Genomic DNA, 21718 nt, shown 5'->3' with positions numbered 1-21718 from the left:
CCGGAGGATCGGATCGTTCATGGCCGGCGATGGCTTCGGTGATCACTTCCGAGGGCGCGATCGAATCCGAGTGCGGGCCACCGACGTGCTGCTCGGCGCGGATGCGTTCGACCATGTGCGGATAGTGCAGTTCGAATGCTGGTCGTTCGGAGCGGATTCGGGGTATCTCGGTGAAGTTGTGCCGCGGGGGTGGGCAACTGGTCGCCCACTCGAGGGAGTTGCCGAAGCCCCAGGGGTCGTCGACGGTGACGACTTCGCCGTAGCGGTAGCTTTTGAAGACGTTCCAGATGAACGGCAGCGTCGACGCTCCGAGGACGAACGACCCCACGGTCGAGATCTGGTTGAGGGTGGTGAACCCGTCCGAGGGAAGGTAGTCGGCATAGCGGCGCGGCATTCCTTGCGCTCCGAGCCAGTGCTGGACGAGGAAGGTGGCGTGGAATCCGAGGAATGTCATCCAGAAGTGCCACTTGCCCAGTCGTTCGTCGAGCATGCGGCCGGTCATCTTGGGGAACCAGAAGTAGATGCCGGCGTAGGTGGCGAAGACAACGGTCCCGAAGACGACATAGTGGAAGTGCGCGACGACGAAGTAGGTGTCGGTGACGTTGAAGTCGATGGGCGGGCTCGCCAGGAGCACTCCGGACAGCCCGCCGAAGACGAACGTGATGAGGAATCCGATAGAGAAGAGCATGGGGGATTCGAGGGTGACCTGCCCGCGCCACATGGTTCCGATCCAGTTGAAGATCTTCACGCCGGTCGGGACGGCGATCAGGAAGGTCATGAAGGAGAAGAAGGGCAGAAGTACGGCGCCGGTGGCGTACATGTGGTGCGCCCACACGGCAATGGAGAGCGCCGCGATGCCGACGGTGGCGTAGATCAGGCCCTTGTACCCGAAGATGGGTTTGCGGGAGAAGACCGGAAAGATCTCCGAGACGATGCCGAAGAACGGTAGCGCGATGATGTAGACCTCGGGGTGACCGAAGAACCAGAACAGGTGCTGCCAGAGCAACGCTCCGCCGTTGGCGGGATCGAAGATGTGGGTGCCGAGTTTGCGGTCGGCGAGCAGGCCCATCAGTGCCGCGGTCAGCAAGGGAAACGCCAGCAGGATCAGGATCGAGGTCACCAGGATGTTCCAGGTGAAGATCGGCATGCGGAACATCGTCATTCCCGGCGCGCGCAGACACACGATCGTGGTGACCATGTTGACTCCGCCCAGGATGGTGCCCAGACCTGCGATGAGCAGACCCACGATCCACAGGTCGGATCCGATTCCCGGGGAGTAGACGGCACTGCTCAACGGTGTGTACGCGGTCCAGCCGAAGTCGGCGGCGCCGCCGGGGCTGATGAACCCGGCGGTGGTGACGAGGGCGCCGAAGAGATACAGCCAGTAAGAGAAGGCGTTGAGCCGCGGGAATGCGACATCAGGTGCGCCGATCTGCAGCGGCAGAATGTAGTTGCCGAAGCCGAAGACGATCGGGGTGGCGTAGAGCAGCAGCATGATCGTGCCGTGCATGGTGAAAAGTTGGTTGTACTGCTCGTTGGAGAGAAATTGCATTCCGGGGACGGCGAGTTCGGAGCGCATGATCAACGCCATGAGGCCGCCGACGAGGAAGAACCCGAACGAGGTCACCAGGTACATCAGTCCGATGACCTTGGGATCGGTGGTGGTGACCATCGTGTGCAGAAACGCACCCTTGCGAGCCCTACGGGGTGGATAGGGGCGAACCGCCGACGAAGCGGGAGGAGATGTCAGCGCCGTCATGGAACCACCTTCGTATCGCACGCGAATTGCAGGACGCGTCCGATAGCCTAGCTCAAATACTATGCAGCATAGTATTTGGGTGGGTCAGGTCAGCAGGACCGCGCACGCTGCTGCAGAGACCGCACTGAGCGAAACGATGGCCAACACTGCCGGCACCACCAGTGGCAGCACCGCGGCGGCAGCGTAGGCGCTTGCCCCGGTTCGGCGCAGCACCGGCGCGCTCGTATTCAGGTGATACAACCGTTCGGAGGTCGAATCGCCGATCAGGCCCAGCGCCCACAGCGGACGCGCCGAATGTGCCTGCGAGACCGTCGACAGCGCCGACCGCACGGTCTCCGCGCTGGTGACTGCGGCCGCGGCCCGGTCAGCTGCGACCTCGACCAGAACCCGCACCGCCACCGGTGCTGCGGCGAACAGAGGAACGCGAGGAAATGCTGTGGCCAGGATCTCGCAGATGTTGACGATGCGGTGGTGGCGCCCACGCAAGTGGGCGCGTTCGTGTGCGATCACTGCCCGCTGCTGATCGGGATCGAGATGCGCGAGCAAGCCTTCGGTGGCCACGACGTAGCCCGGGCGACCGTCGATGCTGTAGGCCAGCGGGAGCGGGTGGTCCAGCCACATGATGGGTTCGGGTCCGGAGTCCGTGCGCGCGACGACGGCGATGACATCACGGTGATAGTCGCGCACCTTGGACCGTGCCCGAAGTTGACGGCGGGTCAACCGCAGCACTCGGGCTGACGCCGACACGGCAAGAACGACCGATGCGCCGGCGACCGCTTCTCCTATCCAGGGTTGCGCCGCGTGTTGCAGCGACCCCAGACAACGGATGGCAAGTTCGATCAGCCCCTCGGCCGGCGCATGGCCGGGCCACAGCAATACGGTCACTGCGGATCCGACGAGAAAAAGTACTCCTGCGATGCTGCCGATCCATGCAGTGAGCGCAAGGGAGGGACTCACGTGCCCACTCATCGGGGTGAGCAGCGTCGGCGCCGCGACGGCCACGATGATCGCGGCCAAGAGCAGCGTCAGTGCAACGATCATCGGTTCACGTCCGGCAGGTTTCCCCGCAGGGCGTCCAGTTCCTCGTCGGTGACGGTCTTCGCGAAGTGCATGAGCACGGCGGCCGAGTCGGCGCTGGTGTCGAGTAGCTCACGCAGCGCTTGAGAAGTTGCCTCCGCTCGCGACTGCACCGGGGAGTACAGATACGCGCGGGACTGTTTGGTTCGCTCGACCCACCCCTTCTCGTGAAGATGGGTCACGACAGTCAGAATCGTGGTGTAGGCGGGATTCCGGTCGGCCATGAGCTCGCGCAGATCGTGGACCGACTGTGGTCGATCGCAATTCCAGAGCACGTTCATCACCTCCGCTTCGAGATCACCGAGCCTTTTCATCGCCAGTTCTACTTTCCTCATCGTGTCAGGTGATATCGACTCCGCGCGCCGACAGCCAGGCCGTCGGGTCGGACTTGGCCCCATCGGATTGCCACACTTCGTAATGCAGGTGAGGCCCGGTCGATTGGCCTCGGTTGCCTACCGTAGCAATGAGCTCGCCGGCTTTCACGCGTTGACCGGCGGTGACGAGTGCCTGGTCGATGTGCCCGTACACCCCGATCGTGCCGTCGTCCTGACGGATACGCACCCATAGTCCGAACCCTTGCGCCGGCCCTGCTTCGATGACCTCACCGTCGGTTACCGACACGATCGGCGTCCCGATCGTATTGGCTATGTCGAGTCCGTAGTGCGTTGTCCCCCACCGTGCGCCGTAGTTGGAGGTCAGCGTTCCCGATACCGGCATCACCGACAGTGGGCGCCGCGCCTCGGCCTCACGCGCGGCGCGCTCGGCCGCCCGGGCTCCGCCCTCGGCCAGTTGCTCGGTCCATTGCTGTGCGAGCCGGCCCACGTCGAGATCGGGCACTTGTAACACCTGCGGGATGGACGCGATGGGGCTCGGAGGTAAGGCGCCGGCGGGAGGTTGATCGGTACTGGCGGCGCTCAGGGCGACACTCTCCTCCGATCCCGCGTTCGGTGATGTGGCTGCTGCAGAGAGGAAGGCGCCGACTGCGACCGACGCGGCGATGGCGCGGCCACCGGGCTTGGGTATCCGGCGACGATGAAGTCCGCGTCCGATGTGCTGTGATGCGTTCCCGAGATCGGCATGGTCAGGGTTGCCGTGCGGTCTGTGCTCCGAACCGGCTACGCGCGCATCCCACCTCGGCGCAGCGGTGTTCACGGCTGCGCTGTCCGCGTCACCGAGTGCCTCCTGCGCGGGTGCGCTGTGTGCGGGAGTCTCGTGCGCGGGAGTCTTCGTCGATGCCAGATGGCCGAGTGTCGACCGGCTCTCGGCGTACCGGGCGACCGTGGTCGATTCGGTCACGAAGCGCGAGGGTGTGAACTCGGCCCGTCGATGACGGGGGCGTTCGGTGAGCGCCGAGTGTCCGTTGCCGTGGGGCGTCGGGACCACGCCGCTGTGTCTTGGCACTGCGCATTCGTCGGCTGTTGGGTCGGGCATGCGGTGTCGGGCCAAGATCACAATCCTTGGGTGGCTACGAGGCAAAAGTCTCGTTCGAGATAACGAAATGGTGACGGTCAGGCCACAGGTTACTACTATTGAGCATAGTTTTTCCATCTCGGTTCCCGTTGTCCCCCGCGCTGCAGGTCACAGTTGCCGTATGTCCCTACATCCGGTAGCGCGGAGCGATCTCGACCGGTGCTCGTGAGGTGTCAGCTGTCATCTCGCCGAGACGACAGGCTGCCGAGCATCGAGTTGTACGCCTCGAGTTCGGTGTCACCCTGATCGTCGACTGTTCGATCACGGTGGCGTGCAGCGCTCTCATCGGCCGCCGACCACCGGACCGCAGCGAGAACGGCGGCAGCGAGCAACGGTAATTCACCGATTCCCCACGCCAGAGTGCCGCCGCGGCGCTGATCGGCCAGCAGGTCTGCATTCCAGTCCAGACGCAGACCGCTGTAGAAGCTCGCTCCGAGCGCAGTCTCGAGATCGATCGTCACGACGAGAAAGAATGCGAACCCGGCCAACGCGGTGATACTCGCGAGCAACTTCGTCAGCCCCGGGATCGGTCTCGGAACTGGGTCGAGACCGACCGTGCCCCAGAACATCACCATCCCGACGATCAGGAACCAGCCCTTCATCACCATGTGTGCGACATGCGAGTCGGCGACGGTGTCGAATACTCCGCCGGGGTAGAGCAGGTAGAAGCTGCTCAGGAACACCGCGGTGCTGACCCAGGGGTTGACCGCGATCCGGACTGCTCGGCTGTGCCATGCAGCCCGGAGCCATTCGCGCAAACCCGGTTCCTCGGCTGCCGATGCGGTCGGCAGGACCGAGGCGAACAAGGTGGCCGGTCGGCCGAGGACCAGGAGCAACGGCACGACGATGGCTACCGCGGTCAGTCCCGCCATGTGCACACTGAACACCGCCGGGCTGTAGAGACCGACTCCGGACGACGTCGCCACGAGTAGCACCGCGGTACCTGCCAACCAGCTCGCGGTCCACCGCCGCCGCCATGGCAGGCCCGCCCGCCGCCGACGTCGCAGTGCAACCATGTACAGGACAGCAGCGATCACAGCCGCAGACCCGAACACCAGATCGAAACGCCATTCGAATGTCAATCGTGCAGCGGTGGGTGGCCCGCCCAACACGTAGCCCAGGGCTTCTTCGTGCGCCTGGGGCAGCGAGGCGTCCTGCGGCGGGGGCGGGGGGGTGCGACCGAGTGCGACTGCCAGGCCCACGGTGGTGACGAGAACGAGGGTCTCGATCATCGACAGAGTGATCAGGGTTCTGCGGTTCGCGGGGTCGAGAGCCAGGGCGCCGACCGTTCGTCGTCGTTGTATCCACCCGAGGGTTCCCACGATCGCGAGGGCGGCGATCTTCGCCAGGATCAGAATGCCGTAGGTCGAATCCCACAGCGACGTCACGGGCACTCGCACGGCGGCGTTGACTATGCCGGAGACGGCCATGGTCACGAACGCGATCAGAGCGATCACCGAGTAGCGTCGGGTTGCTACGGCAAGGTGCCCACCGCCGCGCAGTGCATGAGCCACCAGCGCGAGGAGTCCGCCGACCCACACTGCAGCAGCAAGAATGTGCAGGATCAGCGAGTTCGTTGCGATGTCGTGATTGCCGCCGGTCGAGGAATGACCGGTCACTGCCCGCGGTATCAGCGCGAGCATCGACAGGGCGAACAACGCGGGGGTCCACTGGTGTCGTAACACCGATGCGCATGCTGCGGCGGTGATCGCTGCGATCGCGGACGTGATTGCCCATGCAGCGGCGGCCTCGACGTCACCGATCGCGCCGAGGAATTGCATCGGTTGCGCCGCAACGGATCCGACGGGTTGGCCCGAGGCGTCCGAGAGCGTCAGCGGTACCAACGCCGCCGCGCAGATCGCCCATACTGCCGATGCCGTCGCAGCCGTGCGGACGGCTACGTATCCGTCGATATCGAGTACGCCCGACCTCTGGGGTGGAACGAGGAATGCTGCAAGGAGCAAGGATCCGGCCGCGACGACGGCGGCCACCTCGCCGATAGCGGTCAGTGCCGGGATGCCATAGGTGGTGACCGGGCCAGGATCGGGGAGCCCCAGTAGAACCAACGCCTGCGATGTCGACACCGCGGCGAGCAGTGCAGCGACCACGGCGGCAATCGCCGCGCACAGCACCATCACCTGTGATCCGGAGCGTCGATCCACTGCACCGCGGGTCGAGTGGGCGGCTTCGGTGGCCATGGTGTGCGCCTCTTCCCGGTAGATCGTGTCGGTGATATTGGCACGAGGTCGGACCGACCTGCGCCGACAATGAATTACTACGAATGATAGTTGTACGACTGCGGGCAACCACGGTCGGACGAATCGCAACACTTGCATATATGCGCATATCGCAATATGTTTTGTTCGGCAGTCGGAAAGCTATGAAGGAGTATCGATGGGGCATGGGCACGGCCATGGGATAGAGCCGGGATCACCGGCCAGCGCGTCCGGTAAACACCTGGGCCGATTGTGGATCGCTGTCGGCCTGGGGGCGGTCACCCTCGTGACGCAGGTGGTGGTCGGCCTGTCCACTTCGTCGCTGGCGTTGCTCTCCGATTCCGCGCACGTGTTCACCGACGTGTTCGGGGTGCTGATGGCGATCGTGGCGATCACTCTCGCGCAGCGGCAATCGAGCAAGGCTGCGCGCACGTTCGGGCTCTACCGAGCCGAGGTGTTCGCCGCATTGTTCAACGCACTGTTGCTGTTCGGGGTTGCCGGATGGATTCTCTACGAAGCAGCCCAACGTATGTCGAATCCGCCCGAGGTCCCCGGTGTTCCGGTGATGCTGGTGGCCACTCTCGGGCTCGTGATGAACCTCGTCGCGTTCGTTCTGCTGCGTAGCGGCGCGAAGGAAAGTCTGAATGTTCGGGGCGCGTACCTCGAGGTGATGGCCGACATGCTCGGCTCGATCGGCGTGCTCGTCAGCGGGCTGGTCACCGTGCTGTTCGAATGGCGGTACGCCGACCCGGTCATCGCGGTCGCTATCGGCGTGTTCGTCCTGCCGCGCGCATTCAGCCTGGGCCGTCATGCCGTTCACATACTGCTGCAGCACGCCCCGTCTGGCATCGATGTGACGGCAGTGGCGAAGTCGTTGACCGACGTCGAGGATGTCGAGGAGGTGCATGACCTGCACATCTGGACCCTCACGTCTGGAATGGAGGTCGCCTCGGCGCACCTGACTGTCGCCCCGGGTGTCGAATCGCCCCGAGTGCTCGCTGCAGCTCAACAAGTCCTTCTCGAGCGCTATGGTCTCGAGCACGCCACGCTGCAAGTCGAGCCCCCTCAAGGCGAGGGCCGGTGCCGAGAGGTGACGTGGTGACAGGCCGAGTCGAAGTCTGTGGCGCGGGCGAGGCCGGTTCGAGGCGGACTGGCCCGGGGGCGGTCATCGCGGTGTCGTGAGATGGATCTGCGTAGCTGGGTCGGTGGTCCACAGGTAGGTAAGCAGCGAACAGTACGACTCGACGACTCGGAGGCGCAGGTCCTCGGCTGCAACGGCGCCGAGTCCGGTGTCGACGATGATTGCGCCGAGCTGTAGCGCCCGATTCGCCAATGCCGCGGCGGGGCTTCCGCAATCGGCGATCGTACCCGCCATGTGGGCCGCGGCATCGAGGACTTCGTCGGGTAGCGACCGGATCGAGAGACCTGCGACGACTGCCGCTTCGCCGGCAGACGGTGACGCCGAGCGCCGTTGGAGCCTCTCCTCGATCGCGGTGATCACCAGATCGAGCTGGCGCTCGTGAGCCCGCAACCGACGGCGACCCCCGATGCGGCGGGCAGTGATCGGCGCCAACGCGCACAGAGTGTCGGCGTCCAACGCCATTCCTGCGCCGTCGAGGACGGTCGGGACCACGCTGCGTATCAGCCAGTCGGCCAGAGTTGCTGCAGCCTCGTCGGTGGCCGGGACGGTCAGTAGCGGCATCTCGTGCGTCGTCATGGTCGAGTTCCGATCCCGGTGATTGCCGTGTCGGCGAGGAGAAGCCGCTCTGACTGCTGGCCGGTCTGCACCATCGACGAACGGCTTCGAGCGGTGTACTGCCGGGTGAGTGTCGAGCGGCGCGAACGTCCGGGGTGGCACGAGAGCGATCGAGCCCAGGGCGTTCGGACCGGTAAGAGCACATCGCACTCGGTCACGATTCGCGGGAGTGCCGCTCGCGCAGCAGGATCAGCGCACAGTGATCCGCAACGGCGGTGTACCGAGGGTTCCCGTACGCGAGGTTCATGATCCGGTGCGCTCGGGCGTCGGATCGGAACCGCAGTGCAACTCTGCTGAGTTCCTGGCGAAGAACGAGGCTCCGATCAGCACTACGACGCCAATGGTGATGTAGACATCGGGGAGATTGAACGTCGGCCACCATCCGGTGTGAAAGTAGTCCGTGACCGCGCCGTCGGCGATCCGGTCGAGGACGTTGGACAGGGCGCCGGCGAGGATCAACGCCAGAGCTGCCGTGGTGACCCGATCTCCGGGTCGGGCGGTGCGCCATCCGTAAACTGCGAGCCCGGCGGTGATCGTCGTCGTGACCGCGACGACCGTCCACCAGGGCAGCGAATCGCCCAGGCTGAATGCCACCCCGCGGTTGAAGGTGAGGCGCAATTCGAGTAATGACAGTGGGATCGGAGAACCCGGCAACGCTTCTTGCGCCCAGTAGCCGGCCGCGAGTGCAGTCGCGGTCAGAGCCAGAACGAGTGTCGCTGCGCGTGCGCGTACTCGCGCGGCAGTGGTGGGGGAGCGGGTCACGTCGTCCTCGTTCTCGGGGGTGTGCCGGACTGATGCTGATGCTGCGCGCCGACGGAAAGAGGATCGGTGAGCACTGCAGAGTTGCCAACACTCTAAATACTATGCACCATAGTAATTGATGAACGGTAGAGGCTCTCCCAGCACCCGATGTACGCGCATGCCGTCGTGACTGCGGCACCCGGCATCGAACCCGGACGTCGATCACCCCGGGACATACGGAGCTCGCCGCGGTGGTCGATGGGTGGTAGCGGGGTACGAGCTTGGATCCGCCTCTTCGCCGCCGCCTCGTCCGGGCTGCTGTTGTACGCCACATTTCCGCCCGTCGATCTGTGGGTTCTCGCTCCGGTGGCGATTGCCGTGTTACTACTGGCGGTCCGCGGGCGCACAGCGCTGGCGGGAGCCGGCTACGGCTTCGTCGCCGGGTCGGCGTTCTTCGTACCCCTTCTGCCGTGGGTGGGGGAGTATGTCGGATCGACGCCGTGGCTGGCGCTGGCCGCCGTTCAGGCACTCTTCGTCGCAGGTTTCGGCGCCGTGGCGGACCGGATGTCCCGACTACCGTGCGGGCCGGTCTGGGTGGCATGCGCCTGGGTGGCGATGGAGGCGGCGCGCTCGCGGATCCCGTTCGGCGGTTTCCCCTGGGGCCGAATCGCATTCGGTCAGTCCGACGGTCCGTTTCTGCCCTTGGCCGCTTTGATCGGCGCACCAGGGTTGTCGTTCGTCGTGGTGTTGATCGGGGCCGCTGTCGCCAGTGCCATCGTGTCCGGTCGCCTCCGCCGAATAGGGGTAGCGGCGTCGTACCTGGGCGCCGCAGCTGCACTGGGGGCGCTCACGGTGGCAGCTCCACTGTTCGCTCCGCCGCAGCAGGACACGGTCACCGTTGCCTTGGTGCAGGGCAACGTGCCGCGGCTCGGTCTCGACTTCAACGCCCAACGGCGAGCAGTACTGGACAACCACGTCGCCCGTACGATCGATCTTGCCGCCGACATCGAGTCCGGGCGAGTGCGTACGCCCGATCTGGTCATCTGGCCGGAGAACTCCTCCGACATCGATCCTCTGCGCAACCCCGATGCCGCCGCACGTATCGACGCCGCAGCCCGAGCAGTCGGAGTCCCGATTCTCGTCGGCGCGGTACTGCGCCGAGACGATGACACCACGACGAACACCTCGATCGTGTGGGATCCCGTCACCGGGCCCGGACAGACACACGACAAGCGGCAACTGGTGCCTTTCGGCGAATACCTGCCGCTGCGCACGATCGTCACTGCGCTGTCCCCCTATGCTGCCCAGGCAGGAAACTTCGTCCCCGGCGAGGGTAACGGTGTCGTCGATCTCGCAGGAGTGCCCGTGGCGGTGGCCACCTGCTACGAGGTCGCCTTCGACTCGTTGCTCACAGATTCCGTTCGCGCCGGTGCCGAGCTGATCGCGGTGCCTACCAACAACGCCACTTTCGGCCGCACCAACATGACCTACCAACAACTGGCCATGTCCCGGGTGCGTGCCGTCGAACACGGACGAAGCGTCGTGGTCTCCGCCACCAGCGGAGTCAGCGCCGTCATCGATGCACGCGGCACGGTCACCAACCGAACGGACCTGTTCACCCCTGCAGCTGTGGTGGCAGAGATCCCATTGAGTACCGGCCTCACTCCGGCGACCGTCGTCGGTGCCGTTCCGGAATGGACACTCGCAGCGGGGGCCGTTGTAGCACTGACTTTTTCGCTACGACGACGACCACGAGTAATCGCACCCACCCCACCAACTACTATGCTGCGTAGTATTTGATATGCAACCAGGGAAGGGTGCGTGGCGGTGACAGTGGACGAACGCCCACCATCGGTATCGCAGCGACGGTCGATCAACGCGCGTGCCGTGCTCCGCAACAGGTGGCGGCAATTGACCTCGATGCGTACCGCGTTGGTGTTGTTGTTCCTGCTCGCCCTCGCAGCAGTCCCCGGCGCCCTGCTCCCTCAGCGCAACCTCAACACACAGGCCGTCGATGCCTACATCGCCGCGCGCCCGGTTCTCGGACCGGTGATGGACACGCTGGAATTGTTCGACGTCTTCGGAAGTTTCTGGTTCACCGCCGTGTACGTCCTGCTGTTCCTCTCGCTGATCGGGTGCCTGACCCCCCGACTGGTCGAACACGCCAAATCCTTGCGTGCACAGCCTGTTCGAGTACCTCGAAACCTCATGCGACTGCCGCTGCATCACCGCGGCGAACTCCCCGGCAGCCCGGAAAAGATCATGGGCGAGATCACGCAGCATTTGAAAGGATGGCGAACGGCCCTCCGCCCCGAACCGAACGGGGTGCTCACTCTCTCCGCCGAGAAGGGCTATACCCGCGAGGCAGGAAACCTGCTCTTTCATTTCTCGCTGATCGGTCTGCTCGTTGCCATCGCCATCGGCAAGCTCTTCGGCTACGAGGGCTCGGTCATCGTCATCGCCGACAACGGACCTGGTTTCTGCAACACCTCGCCTGCGATCTACGACTCCTTCCGCACCGGCAACAGCACCGACGGAACCGGACTCGAGCCCTTCTGCATCCGGGTCAAGGACTTCACCGCCGACTACCTCGACAATGGTCAGGCCAAGATGTTCACCTCGAACATCTCCTACCAAACCGCCGACGACATCACCGCCGGCACCTGGCGAGACTTCCAACTCCAGGTCAACGAACCCTTACGGCTCGGGGACGAGCGTGTTTATCTCACCGGACACGGTTATGCCCCCGAATTCACCGTCACCTTCCCCGACGGCCAGAGCCGCACCGAGGCCCTACAGTTCCGCCCGGACGACGCCACCACGTTCCTCAGCAGCGGGGCGCTGCGGTTCGACCCGCCCGGTGGAACATACGCCACCGCCGACGAGCGACGCCGAGGCCAGATCGCCATCGAAGGTCTCTTCGCGCCCACGGCACAATTCAACGGAACCCTGCTGTCCTCCCGCTTCCCGGAATTGGTCGATCCAGCTGTGGCAGTGGACATCTACAAAGGCGATACCGGCCTCGACACCGGCATCCCGCAGTCGATCTTCTCGCTGAACAAGGAGATGATCAATCAGGGCCGGCTGGTGAAACAGGACCGGGTCAACCTGCGGCCCGGGGAGTCCACAACCCTCTCCGACGGCACTGTCGTCCGGTTCGACGGCGCCAAGGAGTTCGCGAACCTGCAGGTCGGGTACGACCCTGCACAGCGGTGGGTTCTCGTGTTCGCCATCACGATGATGACCGGACTCCTGATCTCCCTGGTGATCACACGCCGCCGTGTCTGGTTCCGGGTCCACCCCGGCGAGCACGGCGCCTCGAGAGTGCACATGGGCGGGTTGGCTCGCACCGATCACGCGGGATGGGGACCTGAATTCCAGACCCTCCGCTCACAGATCTGGCCGCCGACAACCTCGAGCGACTCCGAGACCCACGACAGAGAAACGGTGTAGCACAATGCCGATCGACGACACCCTCGCCCGTTGGAGCGACATCAGCTTCGAGACCGCCTTCGTGGTCTATCTCCTCGCAGCGATCGCATTCCTCGGGCAACTGGCAACGACCCGTACCGCGGCACTGCACAATATGGAGCGACTGCGAACGCGCGTGATCGCAGCGACATCGACGACGCCAGGACGCATTCCCGACACACCCCGTCGGGTTCCCTCCGAACGCTTGGCCCGCACCGGACTCGGGCTGGTGATGGTGGCACTGACTCTGCACATCGGGTCGATCGTGCTTCGTGGGATCGCCACCAGCCGGCCGCCGTGGGGCAACATGTACGAATTCGTCTCGGTCACCTGCGCTGCCGGTGTTCTGGCTGCACTGTGGGTTCTGCGCTCGAAGCCGCTGCGCACCCTGTGGTTGTTCGTCCTGGTGCCGACGTTGATCCTACTGTTCGTCGCCGGAACCGTGCTGTACGCCAATGCGGCGCCGGTGGTGCCTGCGCTGCAGTCGTATTGGCTCCCGGTGCACGTTTCCATCATCTCGCTCGGAAGCGGAGTGTTCCTGATCTCCGGTGTGGCGAGTACGTTGTTTCTGCTTCGAATGCGGTATTCCGCGAACACCAGCAGCCGAGTGGGCCGAATCGTCGCCCGTCTGCCCTCCGCGCAGACACTGGATACGCTGGCCTACAAGACCACCATCTTCGCATTTCCACTCTTCGGTGTCGGCGTCATCCTCGGTGCAATCTGGGCCGAAGCCGCATGGGGCCGGTTCTGGGGCTGGGACCCGAAAGAAACGGTCTCCTTCATCACCTGGATCGTCTACGCCTCCTACTTGCACGCCCGCGCCACCAGCGGATGGCGCGACACCCGGGCAGCATGGATCAACATCGCCGGATTCGTGGCGATGCTGTTCAACCTGTTCATCATCAATATGGTCGTCTCCGGACTGCATTCCTACGCAGGATTGAACTGATGACTCCCGCTACGTGTCTCCGAGCGCGTCCGCGAGGTCCTGCGGAATCGGCATCGGCGTCGTCAGCCCCGCCTCCACCCGGCCGGTATTACCGACCGGGTATCGCCCGGACCACGATCCTGGAGCAGCGACAACGATCCGGATCAACTGTCCCCAGGATTCGCGCCGATCATGCTCTTTTGCAGCAGCTTTCAACATCTCGACGTGGTTGCGAGTATGCAACCACGGATAGGGCTGCGAGAGGATATGTGCTCGTTCGAGGTGATGCCACCGCACCTCGGTTGTCGATGCCCCTGCTGCCGCGGTCATTTCGATCGCATAGAGCTTGCGTGCAGTCCGATTACCTCTCACAGGACTCTATCTCTTTCCGTGGCCGGGTTCGCTGTGCGCGGGCGTCGACGTGCAGCAGGTACATCCATCCGAGCACCCGGACCTGTCATCGTCTGCTCCGATCGGCGTCGGTGATGTCGCCGCGTGAGAGATTAGTAGGTTTCCAGGCGCGACCGATGCGGTCTTGCTTGGCTTCGGCGCCGGGGTGCAGCAGGCATCTTCGAAGGCCGCCGCGGGTGCAATCGTGACATTGAGGGCACCGGACGCCGCGGGCGGTGGGACGAATCCATCCAAGGGCGTGGTGCGGGCGGCGCGAATCGCATTGGCGATGACCAAGACTTCGGCGAGTTCGTGGACGAGCACCACAGTGGCCAAGCCGAGGACACCGGCAGCAGCCAATGGGACGAGCACGCCGATGATCGCAATCGACAAAGCGATGTTCTGGATCATGATGCGCCGGGCGCGCCGAGCATGGGCCAGTACCTGGGGTAGGTGCCGCAGGTCTTCACCCATGAGGGCTACATCGGCGGTCTCGATGGCGACATCGGTTCCCATCGCGCCCATGGCGATACCGACATCTGCGGTCGCCAAGGCGGGAGCATCGTTGACGCCGTCACCGACCATGGCAATCTTTCGTCCGGCCGCGATGTCGGCCAGCAGTGCCGCTTTGTCCTCGGGGAGAAGCTCCGCGTGGACGGTGGTGATACCCGCTTGCCCTGCCAGAGCCCGCGCGGTGAGCGCGTTGTCGCCGGTGAGCATCGCGGTCTCGATGCCGAGCGCGGTGAGTTGCCGGACGGCCTCGGCAGCCTCGGGCCGGAGTTCGTCGCGGACGGCGATCGCAGCGATCAGAACGTCGGCGCGTTCGACGAGTACCACGGTGGCACCGCCGCTTTGCAGACGAGCAACATCGGAGCGAAACGTGTCCGCGCTGGGGTGGGTGTCGAACCAGCTCGGCTTTCCGAGCCTGACGTCGGCGCCGTCGAGGGTTCCGGTCAGGCCGTGTCCGGCGATGGCAATGACATCATCGGCTGCCGCGACGGTCGATACGGAGGCCAGGATGGCGCGGGCGAGAGGATGCTCGCTGCGAGCTTCGAGCGCAGCTGCAACAGCCAGCGCGTCGTTGCGGCTGATTCCCGCAGCGGTGACGACGTCGACGACCTCGGGTGTTCCTGCGGTCAGGGTGCCGGTCTTGTCCAGCGCGACGACGCGGATGCGGCCCAGCTCTTCCACTGCTGCGCCGCCTTTGATCAACGCTCCGTTGCGGCTCGCGGCACCGATGGCCGCGACCACCGACAGCGGCACCGAGATGGCCAACGCGCACGGTGATGCCGCAACCAGGACCACCAGCGCTCGTTCGATCCATAGCATGGGGTCACCGATCACCGCACCGATGGCGGCGACGAGTGCGGCGAGAATCATGATCGAGGGCACGAGAGGGCGTGCGATACGGTCCGCCAGCCGCTGGCCGGACCCTTTGCGGTCCTGGGCCTGTTCGACGATGCGGACGATGCGAGCAAGTGAACTCTCCGATGCCGGCGCGGTGACGGTGATCTCGATGGCCCCGCCTCCGTTGATGGCACCGGAGTGCACGTCGTCACCGACACCGGCTTCGATGGGTACGGACTCGCCAGTGATAGCGGACACGTTCAGATTCGTCGAACCGCGTGCGATGGTGCCGTCCGTGGCAGCTCGTTCGCCCGGCCGCAGCACCATGGTGTCCCCGACGACGACGTCGTCGGGGGACAGGGTCGACTCGATCCCGCCGCGAATGATCGACACTGTCGGCGGCACCAAGGACAGAAGTGCGCGTAGTCCGCGGCGGGTCTTGGTGACCGCATATTCCTCGAGCCCCTCGGCGATGGAGAACAGGATGCCGAGCATCGCGGCTTCGGGAATCTGGCCCAATGCGATGGCGCCGAGGAGTGCGATCGTCATCAGTGTGCCGACACCGATTCGGCCGTGTCGCAGATTCCTCACTGCCGCGGGAACGAAAGTGACGGCGGCGATCGCGGCAGCGATCAGACCGCCGACGGTCGCTACCGTGTCGGCACCTGTTCGACCGAGCAACCACGATGCGGCGAGGACGATCGCGGCTGCCGATGCGATCTGCAGTTCGCGGACCTGCCACAGCCTCTGGGGTGCGTCGATGAGAGCCGAACTACCCGTGCTCGCACTGTCGGCGGCGGATTCGGTGTTCGGCGCAGCGGGGGTCGGTCCGCAACACGCGTCAGCCATGATCGACCCCGGTGAGATCAGCGGCGGTCGAGGCAGTGGCCAGTGGCTCGGCCAATATCGCGAGCAGTCGCGTGCCGCGATCGGTGAGCGAATACATGACCAACTTGCCCTCTCTGTTCGATGTGACGGCGTCCGCGGCCTTGAGTTTGCGAAGGTGATGGGAGACCAGCTTCTGGCTCTGTCCCACGATCCACGCAATGTCGCAGCCGCACATCCGCCCGCCGGCATTCAAGGCCAGTGCGATGGTCAGTCGGGTGGGGTCACCGAAGGCTCGAGCAGCATCGGCAAGCGGTTCGATATCGCCGAGCGCGGGCAAGGTAGCGCGAACGCTCTCGGCGTACGGGAGGTCCATACACAGCAGATCGCACGAATCCAGAGGTTCCAAGGGCATGACCACAATCTAACAATCATGCGATCGTTAGGGAAGATGTTCGAGCAAACATTCGTGCGATTGTTAGTGTATGTCGGTTAGAACCGCCCATATCGGGCCACGTCAGTCGGAACGAATCGAGAAGAAGGTAGTTGCATGAGCCGAGCGTTGAAGATTTCGTTGTCCCTGGTGATCGTGTTCGCCGCCGCGTTGGCAGTATTTCTGGTGGTGGACCGATCAGGGTCTCCGGATGCCGCGGCCACTGAACAGGCTGCGGCCGACCCCGCCTCGATTGCGGTGCGCGAGAACAGTCATCGGTTGAACTCGGTACCCGACGGCCGGGTCACATTCGTGGAGTTCCTCGACTTCGAATGCGAGGCATGCCGGGCCGCCTACCCGGCGATCGAACAACTGCGTGAAGAGTACGGCGATCGGGTGAGCTTCGTGGCTCGCTACTTTCCCATCGCCTCCCACTTCAATGCCGAACGTGCTGCACGCGCAGTCGAAGCTGCAGCCCAGCAGGGCGGCTTCGAGGCGATGTATCAGCGGATGTACGAGACGCAGGCGCAGTGGGGCGAACAGAAGGTTCCACAGGACGAGCTGTTCCGCAGTTTCGCAGTCGAACAGGGACTCGACATGGAAAAGTTCGATGCCGCCTACACCGACCCTGCGACGCTCGAGCGCATCGAAGCCGATGTCGCGGACGGAATGGCGCTCGGCGTGCAGGGCACACCGACGTTCTTCCTCAACGGCACCAAGATCGAACCCACCACCTACGGAGACCTCGCCGATGCCCTCGACGCTGCACTCGGCTGACCTCGCAACCGCCCCAACCCGGCACAGCGGACCGTTCGGCCGGAGCTTGCCCTGGCTGCTGCTGGTGGGCGGCCTGACCGGACTGGTCGCCGCGTTCGTGCTCACAGTGGAAAAATTCGCTCTTGCGCTCGATCCCGACTATGCCCCGACATGCAGCATCAACCCGGTACTCAACTGCGGATCGGTGATGGACACCCCGCAGGCATCCGCATTCGGATTCCCCAATTCGCTCCTCGGGATCGCAGGCTTCGCAGTCGTGGCAGCAGTGGGCGCCGCCCTTCTCGCCGGCGCGGTGTTCGCACCGTGGTTCTGGGGTGCCATGCAGCTCGGCGTCACTGCTGCTGCAGTCTTCGTGCACTGGCTGATAGCGCAGAGCCTGTACCAGATCGGCGCCTTGTGCCCGTACTGCATGGCGGTGTGGGGGGTCACCGTAACGATATTCTGGTACGTCACTCTGCGGAACCTCGACAGTGCCAGGTCGAAACCCGTTCCCCGGCAATGGCTCCGACAATGGTTCCGACAATGGCCTGACTCGGTGGTACGCAATCACTCCATTCCGCTGACCGTGTGGTTTCTCGCCGTGATCGCTCTGATCGCGCAGCGCTTCTGGTCGTACTGGTCCACGCTCCTATGACCCGCCACGTACCGTCGGCCCCTCCGCCGCGCCCTCAAGAGAGAAGGTCGGGCAGGTGACGCGCGGCTGGTCGATTGTCATGCTCGTACTTGTCGTTGCATCGATCGCCGCACTGTGGCCCCGGTCCAGCGCCGACGAGCGAGCATCTACCGCGAACTCCAGCGTGCCGGTCGGACCCACACCGTCCAGCCCGCCCCACTCCGGCACCGCCACCGTGGACCCCGCAGTGTCATCGTGCCCGGTTCCGGTTCCGGTTCCTGGACCGGGACGAGGCGGTCCGCTTGCCGGGGTAACGGCGCGCTGCATCGCCGACGCGGCCGAAGTCGACCTCGGCGAAGCTCTGGGCAGCGAGGTGACGCTGCTCAATCTCTGGGCATCCTGGTGCGCTCCGTGCCGCACCGAGATGCCCGTCCTCGACACCTACGCCGCAGAACCCGACGCGATCCGAGTCGTCGGAATCAATGTCGAGGACCGGCCCGCAGACGCTGCCGCGCTGCTGACACAACTCGGCATTCGCTACCCCAACTACATCGACGACGGCGCCGTCCAGAACGCACTTCCGGCTCCGCCGGTCCTTCCCCTGAGCTTCCTCGTCCGTCCGGACGGAACGATCGAGCGCGTCACCGACCCGACGGTGTTCGAGACTCCAGATCAGATCCGCACTGCAATAAAGGATTACACCTCATGAGACGCTGTCTACGTATGCGGGTTGATGCACGCCAGAAGGGCAGCAAGCCCGCTGCAGCAACGGCATCGATTCTTGCCGTCGTGCTACTGATCTCCGGATGCTCGGCCGGCGCCGGCGCAGTGTCATCGGGAGGTAGCTTCGACTTCGTAGCACCCGGCGGCCAAACGGACATCTTCTACGATCCACCCGAAACACGAGGAACCATAGGCGTACTCGCAGGACCCGATCTGATGGAGGAAGGCAAGACCACCGCACTGTCGGACTACGTCGGTGACGTAGTGGTGATCAACCTCTGGGGCCAATGGTGCGGGCCCTGCCGCGGCGAAGCCGACGACCTCGAAGAGGTCTACGAATCCACCCGCGAGCGTGGTGTGCAGTTCCTCGGAATCAACGTTCGAGATCCGCAGAAGGACAAAGCGCAGGACTTCGTGATCGACAACAACGTCTCCTACCCCTCGATCTACGACCCCTCGATGCGGACGCTCATCGCCCTCGGCGGGAACTATCCGACCAGCGTGATTCCCTCGACGCTGGTACTCGATCGCACACACCGGGTAGCGGCAGTCTTCATGCGCGCACTTCTCACAGAAGACCTGCTCCCGGTCGTCGAGCGGATAGCTGCCGAATGACGACCCTCTTCGCCCAAGACATCGGGTCGGCGTTCCAGAATGCGGCGTCGAGCGGCCCCCTGGTATTCGCACTCGCTGCCTGCATGCTCGCAGGGCTGGTCTCGTTCGCCTCACCGTGCGTTGTGCCTTTGGTGCCGGGATACCTGTCCTACCTCGCGGGCATCGCAGGCGCCGATGCTCGATCAGCCGATGCCCACTCACCCGGCACCTCGAACACCAGAGGGTCGTCGACGAGCCTGGCGAGTCGCTGGCGCGTGGCCGGCGCCGCGTCGTTGTTCGTCGCCGGGTTCACCATCGTCTTCGTCCTCGCCACAGCCTCGGTCTTCGGGGTCATCGGCACGCTGCGAATCAACGAGCAAGTACTACAACGCATCGGCGGTGTCATCACGATCATCATGGGTGCGGCATTCATCGGATTGATACCCGCCCTGCAACGCGACATCCGGTTCGCACCCCAACGCATCTCCTCCCTCGCAGGAGCCCCGCTGCTCGGTGGGGTGTTCGCGCTCGGCTGGACGCCGTGCCTGGGGCCTACCCTCGCTGGGGTGCTGTCCGTGGCGGCAGGAACCGAGGGTGCTACCGCAGCCCGCGGGGTCACTCTCATCGTCGCGTACTGCCTGGGACTCGGTCTGCCGTTCGTCATCCTTGCGTTCGGCTCGAGTTCGGCGATGCGTGGTGTGGGGTGGCTTCGGAGGAACTCCCAGCGGATCAAGGTTGCGGGCGGTGTCGTCATGATCGCAGTCGGGGTAGCGCTGCTGACAGGCGTATGGGGGTTGTTCATCGCCTGGATACGCAACGAATTCGTGACTGCGGTTGTATTGCCCATCTGAGGTGGGCACCGCCCTGATCTGCACACGCGTTGCGAAGTTCGGGTTGCCGAACTATATTTTCAGGGTCCTGTAATCCCGTCTGCGTTGGGTGTGATGTCATGGCTGTGCTTCAACGCCGATCTCCCCGGGCGCCGTCGAGGTTCCGAGCGGGATTCGTCCTGCTCGGTCCGGCGTTCGTCGCCGCGATCGCCTATGTCGATCCCGGCAATGTCGCCTCCAACGTCAGTGCAGGCGCACAATTCGGATATCTACTGGTCTGGGTGATCGTCGCGGCGAACGTCATGGCCGGCCTCGTGCAGTTCCTGTCCGCCAAACTCGGCATCGTCACCGGCATGACCCTCCCGGAGGTTGTCCGGGAGAAGTCGAGCAAGCCTGTGCGGCTGGCGTACTGGGGGCAGGCCGAAGTCGTAGCCATGGCAACCGATCTCGCCGAGGTGGTCGGTGGTGCTATCGCCCTGTACTTACTTTTCGACCTACCGCTTCTGCTCGGGGGTCTCATCACCGGAGCGGTATCGATGTTGCTGTTGCTGGTACAGGACCGCCGGGGTCAGCGTCCGTTCGAGTTCGTGATCCTGGGGCTGCTCGGTGTCATCGCCGTGGGGTTCTTGGCCAGCGTTGTCGTCGAACCGCCATCGTTCACCGAAGCGGCAGCCGGGTTGGTTCCCCGATTCGACGGCGCCGAAAGCGTATTGATCGCAGCCGCGATGCTCGGTGCGACGATCATGCCGCACGCGGTGTACCTGCACTCCGGCCTCGCACGTGATCGTCACGGTCACCCCGAAGCAGGGCCTGTCCGTCGGCGGTTGCTGCGGATCACCCGCGTCGATGTCGGGTTGGCGATGCTGCTCGCCGGTGCGGTGAACATGTCGATGCTGCTGTTGGCAGCGTCGACGCTGGGGGGCCGCGAGGGCGTCGATTCCATCGAAGGAGCCCACGCCGCAGTAGGGGACACTCTAGGGCCGGTCGTAGCACTGTTGTTCGCGGTGGGACTGCTTGCCTCCGGTTTGGCGTCGACATCGGTCGGGGCGTACGCCGGTGCGATGATCATGGATGGCCTACTGCGCAAGCGCATCCCGATCATGGTGCGACGGCTCGTGACCCTGATTCCGGCACTGGCGATCCTCGCCGCTGGGGTCGACCCCAGTCGCGCACTCGTCGTCTCACAAGTCGTGCTGTCCTTCGGTATTCCGTTCGCCCTCATTCCATTGGTGCGGTTCACCTCCGACCGCATGTTGATGGGCAGCGATGCCAATCACCGAATCACGGCGTACGCGGCATGGCTCATCGCGGGAATCGTTGTCGCGCTCAACATTGCGCTGATCTACCTCACCGTATTCTGACGTAGCTACCGCTGGCGGCGCGGCGCAATTCCGATCGGCGCTGAAATGGGCGAGCCCCGGCCCCAACCCGAAACTCATCCGATGGTCGTCGGTGCCCGCCACCCGGCGACCATCGGGGACAGTGAAAGAAAAGATCCAAGATGCGCGGCCACCCGCGCTGTAACAGGTGAAACGCGTACCGCACTCGTAGCCTTGACGACTACAGGGGGACGCTGTTGGTCGCTACTTTTCGCTCCGAAGTCGAACGGGAACCGCATCGTGGGTGCATGCATTGGTTCAACACCAGCCGCCTGCACTCCTCGATCGCCTACCTCAACCCGTCGACTACGACAACGAGTACCGACGGCAAATGCTCGACCGCCACCTCCAACCGCGAAGTGGCTGGGAACTAGGGGTCTCCATCAGAT

The 21718-nt window shown here is 64.4% G+C and carries 20 protein-coding genes and 1 pseudogene; 11 read left to right on the top strand and 10 right to left on the bottom strand.

All coding sequences use genetic code 11. The annotated features are described in order from the left end of the window. The 5 genes from ctaD to J1M86_RS20780 all read right to left on the bottom strand — a co-directional run. Positions 1-1759: cytochrome c oxidase subunit I (gene ctaD, locus J1M86_RS20800; RefSeq protein WP_206511207.1), on the bottom strand; the 1759-nt coding region annotated here is incomplete at its 3' end. Positions 1760-1843: 84 nt separating this feature from the next. Continuing rightward, positions 1844-2800, bottom strand: a complete 957-nt coding sequence (locus J1M86_RS20795; RefSeq protein ID WP_037161232.1) for a M56 family metallopeptidase — start codon at positions 2798-2800, stop codon at positions 1844-1846. Beyond that, complete coding sequence (locus J1M86_RS20790) at positions 2797-3150, bottom strand: BlaI/MecI/CopY family transcriptional regulator (protein ID WP_037161234.1); 354 nt, start codon at positions 3148-3150, stop codon at positions 2797-2799. Before J1M86_RS20790 ends, J1M86_RS20795 begins: the two co-directional genes overlap by 4 nt. Positions 3151-3175: 25 nt before the next feature. Continuing rightward, entirely contained in the window at positions 3176-4132 is a 957-nt protein-coding gene (locus J1M86_RS20785) for a M23 family metallopeptidase (protein WP_306437383.1), read from the bottom strand. A gap of 347 nt (positions 4133-4479) precedes the next feature. Then, the gene (locus J1M86_RS20780; protein ID WP_037161237.1) at positions 4480-6504 is read right to left on the bottom strand and encodes a cytochrome c oxidase assembly protein; all 2025 of its coding nucleotides are present in this window, start codon (positions 6502-6504) and stop codon (positions 4480-4482) included. 196 nt (positions 6505-6700) lie between these two features. Here J1M86_RS20780 and J1M86_RS20775 point away from each other — a divergent pair, with 196 nt between their 5' ends. Beyond that, positions 6701-7624 (top strand): cation diffusion facilitator family transporter, encoded by a 924-nt coding sequence (locus tag J1M86_RS20775; RefSeq protein ID WP_037161240.1) that lies wholly within the window; start codon positions 6701-6703, stop codon positions 7622-7624. A 63-nt stretch (positions 7625-7687) separates the two neighbouring features. Here J1M86_RS20775 and J1M86_RS20770 read toward each other — a convergent pair whose 3' ends face one another. Together J1M86_RS20770 and lspA are read right to left on the bottom strand one after the other, a co-directional pair. After that, positions 7688-8239 (bottom strand): hypothetical protein, encoded by a 552-nt coding sequence (locus J1M86_RS20770; protein WP_037161243.1) that lies wholly within the window; start codon positions 8237-8239, stop codon positions 7688-7690. Positions 8240-8521: 282 nt separating this feature from the next. Continuing rightward, positions 8522-9040, bottom strand: coding sequence for a signal peptidase II (gene lspA, locus J1M86_RS20765; protein WP_037161246.1), 519 nt, complete (start codon positions 9038-9040; stop codon positions 8522-8524). A 237-nt stretch (positions 9041-9277) separates the two neighbouring features. On the opposite strand from lspA, the gene lnt reads away from it, so the two are divergent. From lnt to ccsB, 3 genes are read left to right on the top strand one after another with little or no spacing between them, the layout of a single operon-like run. After that, positions 9278-10819 carry an apolipoprotein N-acyltransferase gene (gene lnt, locus J1M86_RS20760; protein ID WP_052061951.1) on the top strand — a complete coding sequence of 514 codons (1542 nt, stop codon included), beginning with the start codon at positions 9278-9280 and terminating at the stop codon, positions 10817-10819. Positions 10820-10846: 27 nt separating this feature from the next. Next, positions 10847-12472 (top strand): cytochrome c biogenesis protein ResB, encoded by a 1626-nt coding sequence (locus tag J1M86_RS20755; protein ID WP_052061952.1) that lies wholly within the window; start codon positions 10847-10849, stop codon positions 12470-12472. 4 nt (positions 12473-12476) lie between these two features. Continuing rightward, positions 12477-13439 (top strand): c-type cytochrome biogenesis protein CcsB, encoded by a 963-nt coding sequence (gene ccsB / locus J1M86_RS20750; RefSeq protein WP_037161247.1) that lies wholly within the window; start codon positions 12477-12479, stop codon positions 13437-13439. A 9-nt stretch (positions 13440-13448) separates the two neighbouring features. On the opposite strand, the gene J1M86_RS20745 is transcribed toward ccsB, so the two are convergent. From J1M86_RS20745 to J1M86_RS20735, 3 genes are read right to left on the bottom strand one after another with little or no spacing between them, the layout of a single operon-like run. After that, positions 13449-13790: a DUF3703 domain-containing protein gene (locus J1M86_RS20745; protein ID WP_037161248.1), complete on the bottom strand. Its 342-nt coding sequence runs from the start codon at positions 13788-13790 to the stop codon at positions 13449-13451. Between the two features lie 6 nt (positions 13791-13796). Beyond that, positions 13797-16004, bottom strand: coding sequence for a cation-translocating P-type ATPase (locus tag J1M86_RS20740; RefSeq protein WP_080738294.1), 2208 nt, complete (start codon positions 16002-16004; stop codon positions 13797-13799). Beyond that, the gene (locus J1M86_RS20735; RefSeq protein ID WP_037161351.1) at positions 15997-16395 is read right to left on the bottom strand and encodes a metalloregulator ArsR/SmtB family transcription factor; all 399 of its coding nucleotides are present in this window, start codon (positions 16393-16395) and stop codon (positions 15997-15999) included. The genes J1M86_RS20740 and J1M86_RS20735 overlap by 8 nt, the downstream gene beginning before the upstream one ends. Positions 16396-16530: 135 nt before the next feature. On the opposite strand from J1M86_RS20735, the gene J1M86_RS20730 reads away from it, so the two are divergent. From J1M86_RS20730 to J1M86_RS26530, 7 genes and pseudogenes are all read left to right on the top strand, one after another. Beyond that, a complete protein-coding gene (locus J1M86_RS20730; RefSeq protein ID WP_037161249.1) occupies positions 16531-17190 on the top strand; it encodes a thioredoxin domain-containing protein in 660 nt (219 codons plus the stop codon). Continuing rightward, on the top strand, positions 17165-17824 hold the full coding sequence (locus J1M86_RS20725) for a vitamin K epoxide reductase family protein (RefSeq protein ID WP_037161250.1): 660 nt from the start codon (positions 17165-17167) through the stop codon (positions 17822-17824). The genes J1M86_RS20730 and J1M86_RS20725 overlap by 26 nt, the downstream gene beginning before the upstream one ends. 55 nt (positions 17825-17879) lie before the next feature. Continuing rightward, positions 17880-18512, top strand: coding sequence for a TlpA disulfide reductase family protein (locus J1M86_RS20720; RefSeq protein ID WP_080738295.1), 633 nt, complete (start codon positions 17880-17882; stop codon positions 18510-18512). A gap of 14 nt (positions 18513-18526) precedes the next feature. Then, entirely contained in the window at positions 18527-19141 is a 615-nt protein-coding gene (locus tag J1M86_RS20715; RefSeq protein ID WP_080738296.1) for a TlpA disulfide reductase family protein, read from the top strand. Then, positions 19138-19971 carry a cytochrome c biogenesis CcdA family protein gene (locus J1M86_RS20710; protein ID WP_037161260.1) on the top strand — a complete coding sequence of 278 codons (834 nt, stop codon included), beginning with the start codon at positions 19138-19140 and terminating at the stop codon, positions 19969-19971. The genes J1M86_RS20715 and J1M86_RS20710 overlap by 4 nt, the downstream gene beginning before the upstream one ends. Positions 19972-20069: 98 nt before the next feature. Next, positions 20070-21311 carry an Nramp family divalent metal transporter gene (locus J1M86_RS20705; RefSeq protein WP_037161263.1) on the top strand — a complete coding sequence of 414 codons (1242 nt, stop codon included), beginning with the start codon at positions 20070-20072 and terminating at the stop codon, positions 21309-21311. Between the two features lie 224 nt (positions 21312-21535). After that, positions 21536-21703 (top strand): annotated as a pseudogene (locus J1M86_RS26530) (IS3 family transposase); the annotation flags it as partial. Positions 21704-21718: the final 15 nt, after the last annotated feature.

It is taken from the genome of Rhodococcus sp. KRD197 (assembly GCF_017168235.1).
In the GTDB taxonomy this organism is placed as follows: Bacteria; Actinomycetota; Actinomycetes; order Mycobacteriales; family Mycobacteriaceae; genus Rhodococcoides.
The sequence above is the reverse complement of the archived record's forward strand: the minus strand, read 5'-3'. Positions and strand labels throughout refer to the sequence as shown.

What these genes read in the sequence shown, in the direction of transcription:
- J1M86_RS20715 (WP_080738296.1), top strand. Translation starts at nt 18,527, where the DNA reads ATGCGGGTTGATGCACGCCAGAAGGGCAGCAAGCCCGCTGCAGCAACG.
- lnt (WP_052061951.1), top strand. Translation starts at nt 9,278, where the DNA reads ATGGGTGGTAGCGGGGTACGAGCTTGGATCCGCCTCTTCGCCGCCGCC.
- J1M86_RS20780 (WP_037161237.1), bottom strand. Translation starts at nt 6,504, where the DNA reads ATGGCCACCGAAGCCGCCCACTCGACCCGCGGTGCAGTGGATCGACGC.
- J1M86_RS20710 (WP_037161260.1), top strand. Translation starts at nt 19,138, where the DNA reads ATGACGACCCTCTTCGCCCAAGACATCGGGTCGGCGTTCCAGAATGCG.
- J1M86_RS20740 (WP_080738294.1), bottom strand. Translation starts at nt 16,004, where the DNA reads ATGGCTGACGCGTGTTGCGGACCGACCCCCGCTGCGCCGAACACCGAA.
- J1M86_RS20735 (WP_037161351.1), bottom strand. Translation starts at nt 16,395, where the DNA reads ATGCCCTTGGAACCTCTGGATTCGTGCGATCTGCTGTGTATGGACCTC.
- J1M86_RS20795 (WP_037161232.1), bottom strand. Translation starts at nt 2,800, where the DNA reads ATGATCGTTGCACTGACGCTGCTCTTGGCCGCGATCATCGTGGCCGTC.
- J1M86_RS20730 (WP_037161249.1), top strand. Translation starts at nt 16,531, where the DNA reads ATGAGCCGAGCGTTGAAGATTTCGTTGTCCCTGGTGATCGTGTTCGCC.
- ccsB (WP_037161247.1), top strand. Translation starts at nt 12,477, where the DNA reads ATGCCGATCGACGACACCCTCGCCCGTTGGAGCGACATCAGCTTCGAG.
- J1M86_RS20770 (WP_037161243.1), bottom strand. Translation starts at nt 8,239, where the DNA reads ATGACGACGCACGAGATGCCGCTACTGACCGTCCCGGCCACCGACGAG.
- J1M86_RS20790 (WP_037161234.1), bottom strand. Translation starts at nt 3,150, where the DNA reads ATGAAAAGGCTCGGTGATCTCGAAGCGGAGGTGATGAACGTGCTCTGG.
- J1M86_RS20705 (WP_037161263.1), top strand. Translation starts at nt 20,070, where the DNA reads ATGGCTGTGCTTCAACGCCGATCTCCCCGGGCGCCGTCGAGGTTCCGA.
- J1M86_RS20775 (WP_037161240.1), top strand. Translation starts at nt 6,701, where the DNA reads ATGGGGCATGGGCACGGCCATGGGATAGAGCCGGGATCACCGGCCAGC.
- J1M86_RS20725 (WP_037161250.1), top strand. Translation starts at nt 17,165, where the DNA reads ATGCCCTCGACGCTGCACTCGGCTGACCTCGCAACCGCCCCAACCCGG.